The 18,769-nt window shown below is 40.8% G+C and carries 13 protein-coding genes; 11 read left to right on the top strand and 2 right to left on the bottom strand.

The window, feature by feature from the left end; genetic code table 11:
* Positions 1-29 precede the first annotated feature (29 nt).
* The 4 genes from ahpC (at position 30) to L2737_RS15135 (ending at position 5,554) form a co-directional block, all read left to right on the top strand.
* The gene (gene ahpC, locus L2737_RS15150) at positions 30-599 is read left to right on the top strand and encodes an alkyl hydroperoxide reductase subunit C (RefSeq protein ID WP_102526592.1); all 570 of its coding nucleotides are present in this window, start codon (positions 30-32) and stop codon (positions 597-599) included.
* Positions 600-830: 231 nt separating this feature from the next.
* A complete protein-coding gene (gene ahpF, locus L2737_RS15145) occupies positions 831-2,408 on the top strand; it encodes an alkyl hydroperoxide reductase subunit F (RefSeq protein WP_248956258.1) in 1,578 nt (525 codons plus the stop codon).
* Positions 2,409-2,624: 216 nt separating this feature from the next.
* The gene (locus L2737_RS15140; protein WP_248956257.1) at positions 2,625-3,734 is read left to right on the top strand and encodes a GGDEF domain-containing protein; all 1,110 of its coding nucleotides are present in this window, start codon (positions 2,625-2,627) and stop codon (positions 3,732-3,734) included.
* 200 nt (positions 3,735-3,934) lie between these two features.
* Complete coding sequence (locus tag L2737_RS15135; protein WP_102526589.1) at positions 3,935-5,554, top strand: methyl-accepting chemotaxis protein; 1,620 nt, start codon at positions 3,935-3,937, stop codon at positions 5,552-5,554.
* A gap of 161 nt (positions 5,555-5,715) precedes the next feature.
* On the opposite strand, the gene L2737_RS15130 is transcribed toward L2737_RS15135, so the two are convergent.
* Positions 5,716-6,411 carry a hypothetical protein gene (locus tag L2737_RS15130; RefSeq protein WP_229368508.1) on the bottom strand — a complete coding sequence of 232 codons (696 nt, stop codon included), beginning with the start codon at positions 6,409-6,411 and terminating at the stop codon, positions 5,716-5,718.
* Between the two features lie 330 nt (positions 6,412-6,741).
* Between L2737_RS15130 and L2737_RS15125 the strand changes: the two genes are divergently transcribed.
* The 5 genes from L2737_RS15125 (at position 6,742) to L2737_RS15105 (ending at position 15,046) form a co-directional block, all read left to right on the top strand.
* The gene (locus L2737_RS15125) at positions 6,742-10,416 is read left to right on the top strand and encodes an ATP-binding protein (RefSeq protein ID WP_248956256.1); all 3,675 of its coding nucleotides are present in this window, start codon (positions 6,742-6,744) and stop codon (positions 10,414-10,416) included.
* The gene (locus tag L2737_RS15120; protein WP_248956255.1) at positions 10,416-11,105 is read left to right on the top strand and encodes a condensin complex protein MksE; all 690 of its coding nucleotides are present in this window, start codon (positions 10,416-10,418) and stop codon (positions 11,103-11,105) included. Before L2737_RS15125 ends, L2737_RS15120 begins: the two co-directional genes overlap by 1 nt.
* The gene (locus L2737_RS15115) at positions 11,102-12,322 is read left to right on the top strand and encodes a phosphoenolpyruvate carboxylase (protein WP_248956254.1); all 1,221 of its coding nucleotides are present in this window, start codon (positions 11,102-11,104) and stop codon (positions 12,320-12,322) included. Before L2737_RS15120 ends, L2737_RS15115 begins: the two co-directional genes overlap by 4 nt.
* 579 nt (positions 12,323-12,901) lie before the next feature.
* A complete protein-coding gene (locus L2737_RS15110; RefSeq protein WP_102526584.1) occupies positions 12,902-14,146 on the top strand; it encodes a dicarboxylate/amino acid:cation symporter in 1,245 nt (414 codons plus the stop codon).
* 144 nt (positions 14,147-14,290) lie between these two features.
* Positions 14,291-15,046, top strand: coding sequence for a thioredoxin family protein (locus L2737_RS15105; RefSeq protein ID WP_248956253.1), 756 nt, complete (start codon positions 14,291-14,293; stop codon positions 15,044-15,046).
* Between the two features lie 91 nt (positions 15,047-15,137).
* Here L2737_RS15105 and L2737_RS15100 read toward each other — a convergent pair whose 3' ends face one another.
* The gene (locus L2737_RS15100) at positions 15,138-16,130 is read right to left on the bottom strand and encodes a class 1 fructose-bisphosphatase (protein ID WP_102526582.1); all 993 of its coding nucleotides are present in this window, start codon (positions 16,128-16,130) and stop codon (positions 15,138-15,140) included.
* On the opposite strand from L2737_RS15100, the gene L2737_RS22365 reads away from it, so the two are divergent.
* Both L2737_RS22365 and L2737_RS15095 read left to right on the top strand, forming a co-directional pair.
* Positions 16,129-16,263: a hypothetical protein gene (locus L2737_RS22365; protein ID WP_267869067.1), complete on the top strand. Its 135-nt coding sequence runs from the start codon at positions 16,129-16,131 to the stop codon at positions 16,261-16,263. The genes L2737_RS15100 and L2737_RS22365 overlap by 2 nt on opposite strands.
* A 162-nt stretch (positions 16,264-16,425) precedes the next feature.
* Entirely contained in the window at positions 16,426-18,645 is a 2,220-nt protein-coding gene (locus L2737_RS15095) for a S9 family peptidase (RefSeq protein WP_428848395.1), read from the top strand.
* The last annotated feature ends 124 nt before the right edge of the window (positions 18,646-18,769 follow it).

The raw sequence follows: 18,769 nt of genomic DNA, 5'->3' as shown, positions 1-18,769 counted from the left end.
ACACTTAATTAAATTTACGGAGCAATACAATGACTCAATCAATCATCAATTCAACTATCAAGCCATTCTCAGCAACAGCATTTCACAATGGCGAATTTGTTCCTGTGTCTGAGCAAGATCTGCTAGGCAAGTGGTCAGTTGTTTTCTTCTACCCTGCGGATTTCACATTTGTATGTCCTACTGAGTTAGGCGACATGGCAGACCATTACGCTAAGTTACAAGAAATGGGCGTTGAAGTTTACTCAGTATCAACTGACACTCATTTCACTCACAAAGCATGGCATGCAAGCTCTGACACAATCGGCAAAATCAACTACCCAATGATTGGTGACCCAACAGGCGCAATCACTCGTAACTTCGGTGTAATGATTGAAGAAGATGGCCTAGCACTTCGCGGTACTTTCGTAATGAACCCAGAAGGTGAAGTAAAAGTAGCTGAAATCCATGACCTTGGTATTGGTCGTAGCGCATCTGAGTTAGTACGTAAAATTCAAGCTGCTCAGTACGTTGCAACTCACGATGGTGAAGTATGTCCAGCAGCATGGCAGCCAGGTGAAGAAACACTTGCTCCATCAATTGACTTAGTAGGTAAAATCTAAAAGTCACTAAAATCTAAGCGTAAAATATTATCAGCATTGGCTTGCTCATCTCATCATCATGAGTGAGCCAATATTTGATAAAACGGTTTCAATTAGATTATCTCCATTGTTCCAAATCATCTCCTGTCAATCTTAGGCCCCCTTGGCTCAAACAAGTTTCATCACCTTGTTGGAGTTACTGAGATTGACACATTTTTTTGCTCAACTTATTTACTTTTTAGGAGCACACGTATGTTAGATACGAATATTAAAAATCAACTGAACACCTATCTGCAAAACCTCAAGCGCCCAGTTGAACTTGTCGTGTCAGCAGACGCTAGCCCAAAATCTCAAGAATTATTGTCACTTGCTACAGATGTCGCAGGACTATCTGACTTAGTGAGTTTGACGGAAAAAACGGGTTCAAGAACCCCATCCATGAGTATTATTAACCCGCAGCTAAACACTAATATTACTTTTGCTGGTTTGCCTATGGGACATGAGTTCACTTCATTAGTGCTTGCATTGCTTCATTCTGGTGGTCATCCGATTAAGCTTGCCGATGAAATTATTGAGCAAGTTAAATCCTTACCTGGTGAATTTCATTTCGAAACCTACGTTTCGCTGAGCTGCCAAACGTGTCCTGAAGTTGTTCAGGCATTAAATATGATGGCGGCAATTAATCCAAATATTACCAATGTGATGATTGACGGTGCTTTGTTTCAAGATGAGATCAATGAGCGCAATATCATGTCGGTACCAACGGTATACATGAATGGCGAACCATTCTCGGTAGGCGCCATTAGCGTAGTAGAAATATTAAATAAACTTGATGTTAATGCTGTAGCAAGAAAAGCCGAACAGATTAACAATAAAGAAGCTTTTGATGTGCTTGTCGTCGGCGGCGGCCCAGCGGGTGCATCTGCGGCAATTTATGCAGCACGTAAAGGACTTCGAACGGGTATTGTTGCTGATAAATTTGGCGGTCAAGTGGCTGAAACTGTCGGTATTGAAAACTTTATTTCTGTTTCAAAGACAGAAGGACCCAAGTTGGTTGCTAATTTAGAAGCACACGTAAAAGATTATGACGTTGATATTATGGATAATCAGCGTGCATTGTCTTTAAAAGACGGCGGCTTATTTGAATTAGAGCTTGAAAGTGGCGCTAAGTTATCAAGTAAAACAGTATTATTAGCCACCGGAGCTCGCTGGCGTGAAATGAACGTACCTGGTGAACAAGAATATCGCGGTAGCGGTGTTGCGTATTGTCCACATTGTGATGGTCCACTGTTTAAAGGAAAACGTGTCGCGGTGATTGGCGGCGGCAATTCAGGTATTGAAGCTGCGATTGATTTAGCCAATATCGTTGAGCACGTTACTGTTCTTGAGTTTGATACCACATTGCGTGCAGATGAAGTGCTGCAACGTAAAGCCCACTCTATGGGTAATATCGATATCATCACTCAGGCTATGACTACCGAAGTTATAGGTGACGGTAAACGTGTAACGGGTCTTAAATATACCGACCGCAAAACGAATCAATCACATGATGTTGAGCTAGCGGGTATTTTTGTACAAATTGGTTTAGTGCCAAACACTGAATGGCTAACAGATACTGTGGAATTGACTGGTCGCGGAGAAATCATCGTCGATGGCAAGGGTCAAACTTCAATACCTGGTGTGTTTGCTGCTGGTGATGTGACTAACTCAGCGTATAAGCAAATTATTATTGCGATGGGCAGTGGGGCGACAGCTTCGCTTGGTGCATTCGATTACCTTATTCGACACAGTGAAGATGAGCAGACTAAAGCAACTGAAATCGCTGCTTAAATAAATCAAATTTTCGGAAATGTTAAAAGCTAACTTAGGTTAGCTTTTTTTATGTCTGTGAGTTAATCCAGCTGATAAAATGTTGCAAGGAGTTGCTGTTTTTGGGTTTGTAAAAACTCTCAATTTAAAATCAGTGTTTAATCTTACACTTAATGTCGCAAGTGATTAAAAAATAGCTATAATCAAATCATAATAACTCAAAAAATAATCAGATACATGCAAACGAAGACACCAACTTTTGAATTCCAGTTGCATATAGAGACGCAACAATACTTAGCAAAAAGTTGCCGATGGCTTAGTGTTTTATCATTCATTCTAACTTTTGTGATTTTTGTTTCTATTGTGATCAATAATCCAGATAAAGACATCGTTTTTACTTCGCTCAGCCTCACTCCAATTACGTTAATTTCACTGTTCGGTCTTATTCACAATTTCGCATTATCAGAAAACCTTCAAGTAAATAATTACAAAAGATTTTATGCCTTCATTTTCGCCTTGGTTCTCTGTTGGGTATTAGTGTGTAATTTGTTTTTATTTCAAGCATTGTCTGCTCAAACAACCGTTGAGTCATTGATCCACTTGATTTTAATTTCTTTTGTGGTGGCGTTATTTCCGTCACGAGGATTACTGATTGTCCCCGTATTAATTATTGGTGCTTATTTAGTGATTGCGAGAGTCTTTTTCTTTTCTATCGACTTATTTATTCCTGTGATTAAAATGCTGAGCTTTTTTGCTGTGATTATTTCTGGTCAACAAGTAGTAGAAAAGTGGTTCAGAAAAGCGGTGTTTAAAGATGTTGAGAATCAGCGTTTGGTAAGCGAATTAAATCAGTTGGCACTAACGGATAGCTTAACCAAGCTGAGTAATCGACGCCATTTTGACTCAATGTTGAATAAAGAAATTCAACACTCTGAACGCACAGGCTTACCTCTGTCGATTATCTTAATGGATATCGATTACTTTAAAAAACTCAACGACTATCTAGGTCACCAACGAGGTGACGAATGTTTAGTCGAACTGGCTAAGTTATTGACCAAACAAATTAAAAGACCAAGAGACGTTTGCGCCCGTTATGGTGGCGAAGAGTTTATCGTTTTATTACCTGAAACAGACCTTTCTGGTGCGATAGATGTTGCTAACAATATCAAAATACAATTAAGCCAAATGGCGTTTAAACATCCTGATTCATTAGCAAGTGAGTTTGTGACCCTATCTCAAGGCGTCGTCCAATGGCATTCGGGCATGACACTTGAGCGATTAGTTAAGCATGCCGACGATAAACTGTATGAAGTTAAAGACAGTTCAAGAAATAATATTGCTCATTAGCTTTAGATTTACTCTGTAAAGCCGATATATACAATTGTAACAATTCCATAGTCAACAGTTGCTTGTTTTCTTTATTCTTTGTCGTTACATCACATAATCACTATTACACAATTTACTAATTTAAATTCAATGTGTTGTAGTCAATTTGAATGACTTTGTTAAGTCATAAATTTACTTTTTTAGTGCTTTGGGGGCAATAAATGAATTGGTTTAGCAATATGTCTATTTTTAAAAAAATCGGTTTAATTTTTGTATTATCAGTGATTATTTTCGCTGTTAATTTAACGATCAGTATCGTAGCAATTAATAAAAACAACGATACCATGACCTTCATGCAAGATAAGGTTTCTCAACGAGTTGAACTCGCCAATCAAAACGTAATATATGTGCAAAGACTTGATGAGCTTTATACTCAGGCAGTGTCTTTTGCTGATGAAGACCTGATTGATAATGCTAACAAGACCTTTGAATCATTAAAGAAGAACATTAATAGCTTAACAGGGCTTGATAATGAACAAGCTTCACGATTATCAACACTGAATCGAGAACTCTCCCAATATAATGACATAACCTATGATCTTGCTAAGGGGATGATAGATAACACCCTTGATATGAGTAAAGTCGGCGAAATTATTGCCAATAAAACTCAAGTTTACGACAAACTTATCAATGGTGTTCAGCAATATAAAACCGATAAAGTGTCTGAATTTAATAATACCATTCAAGAGTCAGTCAGTCGTTCTGAAAGCAGCTTGGCACTGACATTATCAATTGGCTTAGTGCTGTTATTAATTATGGCTATTGCGACAATATCAATTGCAAAATCATTAAGTGGTTCAGCAGGTAATCTAGCTAACTCTTTGGGTGAATTAGCTGACGGTAAAGGTGATTTACGCCATCAGTTAGATGTCACTGGTCGTGATGAACTAGGGCAGGTTTCTTCTAACTTCAATCGTTTTTTACGTCTTCTTGCTGATGCGATTCAACAAGTCGTCAGTGTGACAGCGCCATTACTGCAAAGCGCAGAGTCTTTAAAAGAGCGTATGGGAACAGCCACGCAAGCCACAGAAAAACAAAGCTTAGATGCAAAAGCAGTGCAACACTCAATGGAAGAAATGGGTATTTCTGTTAATGAAATTTCCCAAAGCGCTCAACAGGCAGCAGAAGCTGCAGATAGCGCAGAGCAAGAAGCGACAAACGGTTTAGCCGTTGTGGCCAGTACAATTAATATCTCTCAAGAGCTTAATGCTGAAATTGAAGTGGCTTCAGACTCGATAAATGAATTAGCCAAAGATACCGAAAGCGTTAATTCAATTTTGAATGTCATTACCTCAATTGCCGAACAAACTAACCTTTTAGCATTGAACGCTGCTATTGAAGCAGCAAGAGCGGGTGAGCAAGGGCGCGGCTTCGCGGTTGTTGCTGATGAAGTCCGCGCATTAGCGTCGAAAACTGCTGATGCAACTAAAGAGATTCGCGAAGTGCTATCGCGTTTAAAAGTGGCGGCTGAATCTTCGGTTAGCACCATGGATGTCGCTATTGGTAAAGCATCAGACAATGAGAAACATGCCCGTGAAACTGGCGATGTGCTTAAGTCAATTCAAGAACAGATTGTCAGTATTAATACCATGAACACCCATATTGCCGCGGCGACAGAACAGCAATCAGCGGTTGCGGCGCAAGTGAGTCATAACGTGGTTGAAATGAATGCTTCATTTGTTCAAACTTTAGATATCCTTGCTGAAGTACAAGATGTATCAGAAGGCTTATTAGGTTTCTCTGACGAGCTTCAAAGTGCGACCTCTCAGTTTAAGCTCTAACGAAATATAAGCAGTAGGATAAATTCACAGTTACTAAAAATTAGTCATAAAAAACAGCCTTTAAAAATAGTAGCAAAAAACAGTCACTAAAAAGCCACCGTCAGGTGGCTTTTTTGATCATAGGTTTTGAGATAAAAGTAAACAAAACCTCAGAAAACATTTTACTCAAATTGATAAGTATAAGAAATCCCGATTTTATTGGTTTTTCCGTAGTCACTCTCAGAGATAAAGCCATAAAAGTTAAATGATTGCTGCTGATTAATTTTATAACTCGCACCGCCGCCAGCCCAATAGCTAGAATAACTGTCACTACCAGCAGCGCCACCGCCAAATGCCATTAAGGTCCAACTTTCTCCGAGAGGCTTCATCGCAAAAGCGCCAAGATATGCACCATGGCTGGTTTTAGGAACTAAAATAAAGCCGTTATCATCTATAACGTCTTCTTCGGCAATGTCGCCATCGGTATAGTTGTAGCCGGCCATAGGAAATATTTGCCAGCCACCAGGGGTAAAACCGAAATAACTCAATGGAATAAATGTACCCACACTATAACCGTTAGAGCTCGCATCATTGTCGTATTCATTGCGATTAAAGTTAAAGTTCACAATACCAAAATCAAATAACCAAGAACCGCCAATGCGCCATTCACTGCCATCATCATTAATGCGTGCGTTTACCATTCGCGTAGCATCAAGGCCAATAGATCCCGAAAAGGTAAATTGATCGTTATAGCCGACACCCGCTTTAGTGACAATTTTAGTCGGATCTTCATGGTGCTTTTCGTCAGCGGTAGCTAGCAAAGAAGCAGGTAGCGTACACAAAATTGAAAATGATGTGAGTAAATGAGATTTTGCCATACGAAAAGGGAAACCTATTGATTGATGAGCAATGTACAGAGATAAATATCCCCCATTCTATCAAAGCTGGTTGCGCTATTTGGAATATCGCTTATTCCATTAGGAATAAATGAATTAAACATCACTGTTTGCTGCTTTGTTAGGCGCCACTTTTCGTCTTGTTAGCGTATTATCTCAAACATTATAATCGGCGAAATTGCTTCATTCATCGCTTTGATTTAACTTATTACCAATAGGTAAAAAATCATAAGCCAAGCTCATAAGAAAAGCGCTTAAAAAGTGCCTTAAAATCTAGTTTGTAGCTTTAGCTGACTGCGCAAAAGGACTCCAATGCCAAGCTTGATCAGAATCGTGTTAATTAATACTCACCTCCCAGGTGTAGTAGAACTTCAATTAGATGGACACACTAATATTTGTGGTACCAATGCGTCGGGTAAAACCACGTTACAGCGACTGGTTCCCGTGTTTTATGGCGAATACCCAAGCCGCGTTGTTCCTTCTACCCGTGACAGTTTCGAGCGTTGGTACTTACCTCACGATTCAAGCTATATCATTTATGAGTATCAAAAGAGTGATGGCAAGTTGTATCAAGCGGTTATGGCGTCAGCTGGTGACGGCAAAGGCGTTAACTATCGCTTTATTGCTAAAGGCTTCGAGTTAGATGATTACGTTAAAAACCGTAATGGCGATACAATTATTTGTCATACCATGGCTGAACTTGGCCGAGAAATGAAACGTGCTCAAGTCACTCATACTAATCTACTGAACACCCGTGAATATCGCGCGATTATCCAACACGATCGCAGTTTATTAACTACAGGTGGTAATAAAGGTGAGTTACGCACCTATGCGCATCACTTTTCATTGTGTGACAGTGAATATTCATTACGTCATATAGAGAAACTTGCTAAAGCGGTCCATTCCAAAGAAGGAAAAATGGAAACCGTTAAGTCGATGGTTGCGGCTATTTTAGAAGAAGACGGAGTTAATTCGCCAACGTCTCGCCTTAATCCGCAGCGTGTCGAGAATTGGATCCGTGAAAGCCAGTTGGTACAAGGCTTTGAACAAATTCGCCCAGAGTTTGAGAAATTAGAACAAGAATTTAACCAGTTACTGAGCGCTGAATTGCGTTTAGGGACATTGGCTAAAGGTTATCGCGCAGATGAAACCTTTGAAGCCGAGAGACAAGATATCAATCAAAATGAATCTAAAGATGCCAGTTTACAGCTGAGATTATTAGATGAAGAGTGGAAAGAAGCACGTGATGAGATCAGTCAGGAGTTATCTTTTGCGCAAGGTGACACACGTAAGTATGAAGCTGAACTGGATGCCATTGAAGATCAATACGAAGGCTTTTTAAATGCCAATATTGAGCAAGCTAAAGCTGATTTAGACAGTTTGGATAATTGGCGCAGTGATTTAGAAAACCTCACAGAGCGCCATAAGCTACAAACTGAAAAGCACCAAGATATTGAAGCAGCTTACAGTTCTCGTCGCAGCAAAATTGCAGAGCAACTGCACCGTGAGCTGGAATCTCTTCATGAAGAGCAAGATGAAGCGCGTGAAAACCGCGATAGTCAGCGTGAAGCGTCGTCAGAAGATTTAGCGGCACTAGAGAATTTATGGCGTGATAAAACCGATGCTGGTAAAGCGGCATTTGCTGAACAAGAGTACCAACTCAAATTAACTCGCGGTGAATTAAGTCATCAGATTGATGGCGTGACGTATACCGAAGAAGAAAAAATGACGCTGGCGGTATTCGATGAACGAATTAGTCGCGCCGATGAAGAGCAAGAAATATGTAATCAAAAAGTCGATCGTTTATCGAGTGATGAACGCAAGCTCAGAGCAAAGCGCGATCAAGTCAGCGAAGCATTACGCATCGCCAGTGTTCGAGTAAATGAGCGACTAAGCGATGTGGATGATGTTAAAGGGGTTTTATTTCCTCAGTCACATACTTTACTTGAGTTTCTACGCAAAGAGTCACCGGGCTGGGAGCAAAGTTTTGGTAAAGTGATTGCGCCAGAATTACTCCATCGAACAGACTTACATCCAAGTGTTTCAGGAAATAATGACGAGTCGTTATTTGGTATTGGCTTAGATCTTAAAGCGATTGAGGTGCCAGATTATGCCGCCTCTGAACAAGACTTGCGTTTAAGGCTCAATAAAGCTGAAGATGCTTTAGCCCAAGCTGAAGAGCTTAAAGCTGAGCACGAAGATCAGCTGGTTGCCATCAACGATGAGCTCGATAATCTTAATAAAGAGCTTACCTTTGCCCGCACAGCTTATAAAAATAGTCGTGAAGATGTTAGGCGTTTATTTGATGAAAAACGCAGTACTCAAGAGCAAATCAATCAAGCTTTGGCTGATAGAAAAGCCCATGCAAGCAAGCGTCTTATTCAGTTAGATAACGAACTTAAGCAGCAACATAATCACCATTTAGCTTGGTTATCAGAGCAAAAAGAACAAGCGCTTGAAGCGCGAATGGAAAAAAATGCTTACTGGCAAGATGTGGTTGGCGCACTGGATAACCAACTGGGGCAAATCAAAGCCAATATTGAGACTCGCCGCAGTAACGCCAAACAAGAACAGAAAGCTTGTGATACTTGGTACAAGAACGAGCTTAAATCTCGCGGTGTCGATGAAGCAGCGATTGTTGCGCTTAAAGGAAACATCCGTGAATTAGAAAGCCAAATCAGTAACGCTGAAAAACGTCGAAGTGATGTGTTGCGTTATGACCATTGGTATCAAAATGCATGGATGATCACTAAACCTAAACTGCAAACCGACTTATCTAAAGTCAAACAAGCCGCACTAGAGTTAGAGCAGCAGCTTGCAAATAAAACAGCAGATGTGAAGCAACGTAAACAGCAGCTTGAAACCAAGAAAAAAGCTTCAGATGCTGCGCAAGTCGATGCATCCGAAAACTTAACTAAATTACGTGCAGTGATGCGCAAATTAGCGGAATTGAAACTACCACCTAGTAAAGATGAAGCTGATGGCAGTATTGGCGAACGCTTAAGACAAGGTGAAGAGTTACTTCTGCAACGTGACTATTTATTGGGTTCAGTAAAGCAATATGTTGAACACTTTGACTCGGTGATTGTCAGTAAATCCGGTTCGAGTTTAGCTGAGTTTTGGGAGCGTGCTCGGGATGAGTCGAGCTTTACTAACGATAAAGGGATCCGTTTACTGGATTACCGTAAGTTAGTGCCGCAACTTGAGCAACTGCTGAATGTGATGGTGCCGCAATCACTGATGGCTATTCGTGAGCAAGGGCGTATTTTTGGTATCGATTTAACCGCTTATTATGATGTGCTCGCCGATATCGATCGCCGTATTGCCTCACAAAGCGCGCGGATTACTCGCGAAGTCGGCGAAGAGTTATTCCTTGATGGTGTTTCAGAGTCGGCAGTGAGAATTCGTTCACGTATTAGTGAGTTAGAGTTCTGGCCAGAATTAGAAGTGTTCGTGAAAGCCTTTAAACAATGGAAAGCGGATGGTTTTAGCCAATTGCCTGATGAGCATTACACCTCAAGTATGCGCCGAGCATTAGACATCATTGGTCGCTCAGCATTATCTGGTGGTATTGCTAAATTACTGGAAATTGAATTGCGCCTAAAAGAAGGCAATAGCGATTTGATTATCCGCACCGATAGACAGCTTAATGAGTCATCAAGTCATGGTATGGCTTACTTAATCTTGTGTAAGTTCTTATTGGCATTTACGCGCTTATTACGCGGTAAAGCAGATGTCACTATTCATTGGCCAATTGATGAATTAGGCACTTTGCATCACACCAATGTGAAGAAGATTTTTGATGCTTGTGTGAATAACAATATCAGTGTTTTGGGCGCCTTCCCTAACCCAGAATCTGAAGTGCTTAACTTGTTTGCTAACCGCTATATTATCAATAAACAAACCCGAAAACTGCAAGTGGTTAAGCCTAAAAGTAATCCTCTGGCAGAACGATTAAGCCAACGAGCTAACAAGGAGACTGTGTAATGTCTGAGTCTATAACGTCTACTTCAAACTCATTAAACTCTGTCTCTTCAGACACGCCTTTGGTCGGCACAGGGGTATTGATTGAACAGTTGTTACGCGGCGAGTTTATTTGCCGCACAACCAATGAAGATGGTTGGCGCGCGCTTAAAAATTGCACCACCTTTGACAAGGTTGAGCAATATCTTAACCAAATTAATCGAACGATTTCATCGGCTGCTGAAGGCGATGTATTTTTTTGTGGTTACCAGCAACTAGGTGATCAAGAAAAGAAGGTTATCTCGAGTCAGTTTAAAGACATTTGTTCAGCGTTAATTCCGCTGGTGGAATGGTTAGTACTGGTGCAAGAGAGCAGTGGCCAAGATGCCCCTTTAAGTGAAGGCGCACCAATAAGATTAACTGAGCTGCAGGCGCGTATTGAAGATACGCCAGCCTTTATGGAGCAACTGGCTAAATTAAGCCAGTATCGACTATTTGGCTCAACCAGTAGCAATGTCGATAACCAAATTAAATTGGTATTTAAGCGGTTAGTTGAACTGGGTTACTTGATTAAGCCAAACAGCGAAAAGCAGATTTACATCGCCACGGGTAAGCTTGATTACCTGTATGAGGTGATTCGCTTTATTGATGAAACCGAAGGACTAAGTCTTGAAGCTCAAGCTGAAACGGCCACGCAACGGGATTTAGTATGAGTAATAATTTACATCAAGCTGGGGTTAAGCTGCTCAAACAGCTCAGTCGTCATGCTGATGTGGTTATGGATGCCTATTTAGCAGGCTCGGTCAGTGAATCTACTCATGATGTTGCGGTGATTGAGAAACTGAAAAAGAGCGGTATTTTATGGCGACCAGAACCGGACGAAGAGCTGCGACTAAAACGCTCGGTGCGGGCTTTACTAGAAGAAGCCTTAAGTGATGAACGTAATCGGCAGATTGATTCAAATGTGGGATCCGCATTTAGCACCATTAAGACTTTGGCTGATCATTATAAAGAAGCCCGTCATAATATCGATTACAGTGCCGCTGAAGCGTATTTAGCTGACTTAAGTGAACATGTTTATAGCTTTACCGATAGCCTAAGGTACTCCATTAGGGTGTTATGGAGCCGGATCAATAATGAGTTTGGCTATGTGGGAAGTATTAACGCTAAAATTCGCGAAAATGAATTAGCCCAAAGTCAGGTCTCTGAGCTACTTAACGGCCTGGAGATGTTCCAGTTCAGCGAATTAAGTGAGATTGCCGGTGATATTCGTGAGTTACGACGTTTGCTGGTCACTAACTTACAAGAAACTTTAAGTCAGTGCACTCAAGAAATCAGTGCGGTGCAGGGCAGGTTATTGGAGCTTTTAGGGCGATTTAGACAAATCCAAGGCCGAACTCGATTGTTGAAAGGGTTTTTACTGCACACTGATTTACACCCTGATTATCAACCAGAAAATCATGTTGGCCATAAGCATGTTCCTAGGTTGTTTAATTGCGCTGAAGCGATCATCAAGCCTGCCAGTGTTGATGTGCATAACAGTCAGCATGAGTTAACCTTGCTTGATACGGTATCAAAAATTAAAGCCATTAGTCGGGACTTGTTACCAAGCAAAGTGCGTGAGCATAATGTTGAAACCACAATGACTGCAGTGGAAGATTTCGATATCCCAGATAATCCACTGAAGCTAGCTGTCGATGAGTATTTCTGTGAAGTCATTGATTCAGGTCTTCGCCAATCGGCGCTTGAGTATCTACAAGCGAATAAGCTTGAATGGGAATCCGAAAACTGGCTGTATCAAGTTATTGGTGGCTATGAAGGCTTACCCGACGAGCATAAAGCCTATTTTGAGTTGGAACCAATAGGTGAACCTGATCCTGTTTATAATGGTAACTTTATGATCCACGATGTTGAGCTATGGCTAGCATAAAAAGGCGAGCTTTGAATTTGCGTTAATGGCGCTCAAAGCGTAAATAAGCATGTAAGCGGGTAAAGCAGTTAAGGCAACTTAACTGCTTTTTTATTGGCTAGCATTCAGTCAGCTGAATTGACTGTGATGATTTAACAGTAGCGACTCATATGGCTTTATATTGATACATTTATCGATCTTGCTGATAACATTATGATTAATTTCATTTAGTAACAAATGTTATTGCTTACGAGTGTTATGGCATCAAGGCAAAACATATTGCAGTAAGCCAGTGTATCTAACTTAATTTGGTAATTTAACTAACCGATCTCGCTGTTATGGAGTTGTGTTTTGGTTTTGAAAACTGGCATAACAGTCAATTTTATTAAATTTCATGGTTTAATTGTTTTAAAACAGTCAATTATACCTCACTGTAAATATCTAGTTTCATTCCTTATAACAACTTATTGATCTCTAACATTGAATTATGTTGCATCTTGTTTCAGTATCCTTGTCGTTAAAAATAATTAAAACAAATTTTATCGTCGTTTTTAGGTGTTTTCTTTCTGAAGTCGGCTTGAACTAGGAATACAGAAAATTATGACCAAATCATTATCGACTCGAATTTTTATCGGGTTATTCTTAGGGGTACTACTGGGTAGTATCGTTCAATTTGCGCTAAATGATGTGGCGTTCTTTTCGGGGACATTAGTCGAAGTCGCTTCTGGCATTGGTAAAATGTTCGTCAATATGATCATGATGCTAGTGGTGCCGCTAGTATTTGTCAGTATTGTTTGCGGCGTGTGTGAACTACAAGACCTAAAAAGCTTCGGCCGTCTTGGTGGCAAAACGTTTGGCTTTTACATTATTAATACCCTAGTGGCGATTACGGCTGCTTTTGCGGTAGCAATGTTAATCGAGCCAGGTAAAGGCGTTGATATGTCTAGTGCTGGTGGTGTGGATATTACCGCCACTGAACTGCCTAATTTGATGACCTTGATTGTCAATATCGTACCGAATAACCCGTTCTCTGCATTTACGTCAGGCAATATGCTGCAAGTCATTTTCATGGCGCTATTGCTAGGCGGCGTGATCAAGTCATTAGGTGAAGTTGCTAAAGGCGCAGTGAAGGGCTTTCAAACCGCTAACGTCATTATGATGCGTTTGATATCAGTGGTGATGAACCTTGCACCAATAGGTGTATTTGCATTGATGTTCAAGCTTGGTGCGACGTTAGAGCCTGAAATCTTCTTCAGCGTGGTGCAGTATTTATTGTTAATTCTTGGTCTGTTATTACTGTGGATTTTTGTGGTTTATCCTTATGCAGTAAGCTTCTTTACCCAAGTAACAGCGAAACAATTCCGTGAAAAAACCCGCGAACAAATCTTGTTCTCGCTATCAACTGCGAGTTCAAATGCAACAATTCCAGTCACCATGCGTACCTTAACTGATAAGTTAGGTGTTAACCGCGCAGTTGCTGGTTTTGGTGTGCCACTGGGCGCGACGATGAACATGGGTGGCGTATCTATTTACATTACTATTGCGATTTTCTTTGTCGCTAATGCCTTTGGTATGCCAATCAGTGGCGATCAAATTCCAGCCTTATTGTTCAGTGTTTTCTTATTGTCAGTGGGTGCAGGTGGTGTTCCTGGTGGCGGTATGGTGATGATTGGTGTGCTTATTCACCAAATGGGTTTACCGGTTGAGGCTTTTGCAATTGTCGCTGCGTTAGACCGTATCATCGATATGGTGCTGACGTCATGTAATGTTGTTGGTGATACAGCGGTACTAACCATCGTTGACCAAACTGAAAAACCGCACCAAATTGAAGCTGAAAAAGCTTAAGTTTGATTGAGTCTTTTGGGGCTCAACGAACGGATAACCCTATGCTTAACCGTTCGTTGAACATGGGGTTAACAAAAGGTCTGCATTTGCAGGCCTTTTTTGTATATGCTTAGATAACTATCATAAAAATAAAGGGGAGGTTGCGTGAAATTAGGGATTGGATTTATTTTATTACCATTAATGTTATTGATGGGATGTCAGTCAACGACGCATCATGGTGAAGTACTGCCACAATATACGTTTATTGCTCATGATAATGATATGAAGCGAGTAACATCGGCGCAGTCTACTGCTCAAGCAAATGGTAAATTGTTATTGGTGGTGATGGGCGCACAGTGGTGCCATGACAGCCGTGGTCTTGCTGCTAAGTTTTCGACAAATCAAATGCAAACCATACTATCCGATCGCTTTGAAAGTGTGTTTATTGATGTGGGCTACTTTGATGACTTACATTATTTACCTCAAAAATATGCCTATCCTGCCTACTTTGGCACGCCGACAGTGATGGTGATTAATCCTGAAACCAGTCAACTCCTCAATGAGGTAAACTTATCTAAATGGCAAAGTGCTGACAGTGTTCCCATGGATGACTATCTAGCATTCTTTTCAAGTATTGGTAGCCAACCTGTCGCGCCATTACATAGCTCTGCGGAAATTGATCAATTTACCGAAAAAAATGTGGCGAAAATGAAGCAGGGCTTTGATCATTTAAGACCGATTTGGGCTGCGGTGCGAGAGGGGAGTGTAGATAAGTCGGATGAGTTGCAAGCTGTCGCCACTGAAGTGTGGCAATTTCGCACGCAATTACAAAAGGATATTGTCGCAATGAAACTAAAGTTAGCCGAAGATCCTGCAGCAAAATTGAATTTGCCCGATTATGCTCTTTTTAGCTGGCAGTAATAACCGGGCCTAACACTCGAAATAAAAAAACCGCCAACTGGCGGTTTTTTAGTTAAACCTCACTTAAAAGATGAGGTTTAAAATAAGCAGCTTAGCTGATTTCAGGTTCACTACTGTAATCAAGACCGTGATAGCTTAAGCAAGTTTCAACTTCGTTAGCGGATCCTAAAATTACCGCTACACGTTGGTGAATGGCTTCTGGTTCAATATCTAAGATGTCACCATAACCAGTTGAGGCTTTACCACCGGCTTGTTCTACTAATAATGCCATTGGGTTAGCTTCATACATCAAACGTAGCTTATACGGCTTCTCAGGGTTCTTGTTATCGGTTGGATACATAAAGATACCACCACGACATAACACGCGATGTACATCACCCACCATGGCTGCAATCCAGCGCATATTGAAAGACTTCTCACGAGTGCCAATTTTACCTAGCAACAAATCGCTAATGTAAGTTTGCATTGGCGCTTCCCAAAAACGTTGGTTTGACATATTGATGGCAAACTCAGCAGTGTCTTGGCTGATGCTAACACTCGGATCTGTTAACAAGAATTCGTTTGTATCAGGGTCTAGAGTATAAAGTTGAGTGCCATTACCTGTTGTTAATGCCATCATGGTTGATGGGCCATATAGAACATAACCAGCAGCAACTTGCTGACGACCATTTTGTAAAAAGCTGTTTTCAGTTAACTCACCAGCTTGTGCTGGTAATACTGAGAAAATGGTGCCTACCAAAGAATTAATATCAATGTTTGAAGAACCATCTAATGGATCAAAACACACAAGGTATTCACCTTGCTTATTCACTTCAACCACATAGTCTTCTTCTTCAGATGCTAGACCACGCACATTACCTTCGGCTTTGAGTGCATCTTTGAGCATATCGTTGGTGATAACGTCGAGTTTCTTCTGTGTTTCGCCTTGGACATTCTCTTGTTCAGTTGCACCTAAAACGCCTGCTAGTGCGCCATGGCGAACTGCTTGGCTAATTTCTTTTGAACAGTCAGCTAAGCTCAAAATTAATTGTGAAAGAGATTCTGATACAGCTTGTTTTGTAAGGGTTTGTGTCAAAGTTTGCATGCTTGTTCCTAAGACAGTAGAGGTTAAGGTCGGTAACCAGTGGTTAATGTTCTATTTTATTGCCACAGATAATACCTTAGTTCGGGTGACATTACAGCGTGAAAAAGATGAGCAATATATGACTTCGGACTGATTTGTTATAAACTCACGCAAAATACCTACTTTAGGTTGGTATTTGGTTAAATTGAAAATAATAACAATAAGAAATTTACACCATCATTTTTTGTAAGGAATGACCATGATGACGAAATGGAAATCTACGGCACTTTCAGTGTTATCCGTAATTCCGCTAGTAATGACTAGTTCTCTTTTCTCGACCTACGTATTGGCCTCAACAATGAATATGACAGGTAATAACACTCCGCTTACTATTGAACGAATTCATGCTTCGCCAGCCTTAGCTGGTGCAAGCCCTAGAGGACTGAAGTTGTCTCCAGATGGTAGATTGGTGACATACCTTGCAAGTCGTGAAGATAATCAACACTTCTACGATTTATGGCAAATGGACATTGCAACGGCAAAGCGCAGTATTTTACTCAATGCCGATAAATTAGCTTCGGGTGAATTGTCAGATGAAGAAAAAGCACGCCGTGAGCGCCAACGTATTTATGGTCAAGGGATCATGGAGTACTTCTGGGCTGATGACAGCGAAGCATTATTGATCCCAGCTGCTGGCACTTTATATTATTTTACCATTGCTGATAACAAAGCGGTGGAGCTTGATACTGGCGAAGGTTTCGTTACTGATGCGCGACTATCGCCAAAAGGTAAGTATGTATCTTTTGTGCGCGAACAAAACATTTATGTACTAGAACTCGCTAGCTCAAAACTGACTCAGTTGACCTTTGATGGCAAAGGTCCGATTAAAAATGGTATGGCAGAATTTGTCGCCCAGGAAGAAATGGGCCGTATGACAGGTTATTGGTGGTCGCCAGACGAGTCATCTATCGCGTTTACTCGTATTGATGAGTCAGGCGTTGAATTAGTCACTCGCAATGAAATTTATGCAGATGGGATTAAACTCACCGAGCAGCGTTACCCATATGCGGGTAAAACAAACGTTGAAATAGAGTTAGGCGTGATTACGCTTGCCAAAGAAGGAAAAGAGCAACAAGTTTCATGGATCGATTTAGGTAAAGAAAAAGATATTTATCTGCCGCGAGTCAAATGGCTACCTGATAGTCAGCATTTATCATTTCAGTGGCAAAGCCGCGATCAGCAAGCGCTTGATTTACGCATTGTGGATGTTAAAAGCAATAACCCTGCAAAAACGGTAGTGGCTGAAAGAAGCGAAGCATGGGTTAACCTCAATGATGATTTACAGTTTTTAAAACAGCAAAAGTCATTCATTTGGGCCTCGGAGCGAGATGGTTTTAATCACCTTTATTTGTTCGATGTAAATGGCAAAGTATTAAAGCAATTAACCCAAGGTAACTGGGCGGTGGATGCGCTTGAGTTAGTTGATGAAAAAGCAGGATGGGTTTATTTCTCTGGTCGAAAAGACTCTGTAGTTGAACGTCATTTATACCGAGTGCCATTAGCTGGTGGCGAAATCGAAAAAATCTCCAGCCGTAACGGCATGCATTCTGCGGTATTTGCAGATAATAAACCTGTTTACTTAGATTACTTTAATAGCCTAAGTCAGCCGCCACAAGTGAGCTTACACGATGAAAAAGGTAAGCAATTAGCTTGGGTTGAGCAAAATGAAGTTAATCAGTCACACCCTTTGTATGACTTTGCGGGTCTTTGGCAAATGCCTGAGTTTGGAGAGCTAAAAGCTGAAGATGGCCAAGCACTGCAATATCGTTTATTCAAACCTGTACCATTTGATGACAGTAAGAAATACCCTGTTGTTGTTCGGGTTTATGGCGGTCCACATGCGCAATTAGTGGTGAATAGTTGGAGCGAAGCGGATTACTTTACTCAGTATCTACTACAACAAGGTTTTGCGGTATTTCAATTAGATAATCGTGGCTCTGCGCACCGTGGTACTGAGTTTGAATATGTTATTTACCAAAACATGGGCGATGCAGAAGTCGAAGATCAGAAAGTGGGCGTAGATCATTTGCGTAGTCTGCCTTATATCGATGGAAACAATATTGCGATTTATGGTCATAGCTACGGCGGTTACATGGCATTGATGGCGCAATTTAAAGCACCTGATTATTTTAAGGCTGCAATATCTGGCGCACCGGTCACAGATTGGCGTTTATATGATACGCATTACACAGAACGTTACATGGGTCATCCTGAAAGAAATCAAACAGGTTATGATGCCAGTAGTGTTTTACCTTATGTGAAAAATTATCAATCAGGATTGATGATGTATCACGGCATGGCTGACGATAATGTGTTGTTTGAAAACAGCACTCGCGTTTATAAAGCCTTGCAGGATGAAGGTAAATTATTTCAGATGATGGATTATCCAGGTTCGAAACATTCAATGCGTGGTGAAAAAGTTAGAAATCACCTTTATAAGTCATTGGCTGCTTTCTTGGAAAATGAGTTGAAGTAATGACGGTAGCGGTACTAATAGCCCTCAATGTGATAGCGGGGGCTTTGTGTTTAATGAGCTTAATTGAATTGTTTAAAGACAAAAGGCGTAAATAATTCGGTTAGTTAAACTACATTCATAAGAA

Source organism: Shewanella electrodiphila, assembly GCF_023283985.1.
GTDB classification, from domain to species: Bacteria; Pseudomonadota; Gammaproteobacteria; order Enterobacterales; family Shewanellaceae; genus Shewanella; species Shewanella electrodiphila.
The sequence above is the reverse complement of the archived record's forward strand: the minus strand, read 5'-3'. Positions and strand labels throughout refer to the sequence as shown.

What these genes read in the sequence shown, in the direction of transcription:
- ahpC (WP_102526592.1), top strand. Translation starts at nt 30, where the DNA reads ATGACTCAATCAATCATCAATTCAACTATCAAGCCATTCTCAGCAACA.
- ahpF (WP_248956258.1), top strand. Translation starts at nt 831, where the DNA reads ATGTTAGATACGAATATTAAAAATCAACTGAACACCTATCTGCAAAAC.
- L2737_RS15140 (WP_248956257.1), top strand. Translation starts at nt 2,625, where the DNA reads ATGCAAACGAAGACACCAACTTTTGAATTCCAGTTGCATATAGAGACG.
- L2737_RS15135 (WP_102526589.1), top strand. Translation starts at nt 3,935, where the DNA reads ATGAATTGGTTTAGCAATATGTCTATTTTTAAAAAAATCGGTTTAATT.
- L2737_RS15130 (WP_229368508.1), bottom strand. Translation starts at nt 6,411, where the DNA reads ATGGCAAAATCTCATTTACTCACATCATTTTCAATTTTGTGTACGCTA.
- L2737_RS15125 (WP_248956256.1), top strand. Translation starts at nt 6,742, where the DNA reads ATGCCAAGCTTGATCAGAATCGTGTTAATTAATACTCACCTCCCAGGT.
- L2737_RS15120 (WP_248956255.1), top strand. Translation starts at nt 10,416, where the DNA reads ATGTCTGAGTCTATAACGTCTACTTCAAACTCATTAAACTCTGTCTCT.
- L2737_RS15115 (WP_248956254.1), top strand. Translation starts at nt 11,102, where the DNA reads ATGAGTAATAATTTACATCAAGCTGGGGTTAAGCTGCTCAAACAGCTC.
- L2737_RS15110 (WP_102526584.1), top strand. Translation starts at nt 12,902, where the DNA reads ATGACCAAATCATTATCGACTCGAATTTTTATCGGGTTATTCTTAGGG.
- L2737_RS22365 (WP_267869067.1), top strand. Translation starts at nt 16,129, where the DNA reads ATGCTTGTTCCTAAGACAGTAGAGGTTAAGGTCGGTAACCAGTGGTTA.
- L2737_RS15100 (WP_102526582.1), bottom strand. Translation starts at nt 16,130, where the DNA reads ATGCAAACTTTGACACAAACCCTTACAAAACAAGCTGTATCAGAATCT.
- L2737_RS15095 (WP_428848395.1), top strand. Translation starts at nt 16,426, where the DNA reads ATGACTAGTTCTCTTTTCTCGACCTACGTATTGGCCTCAACAATGAAT.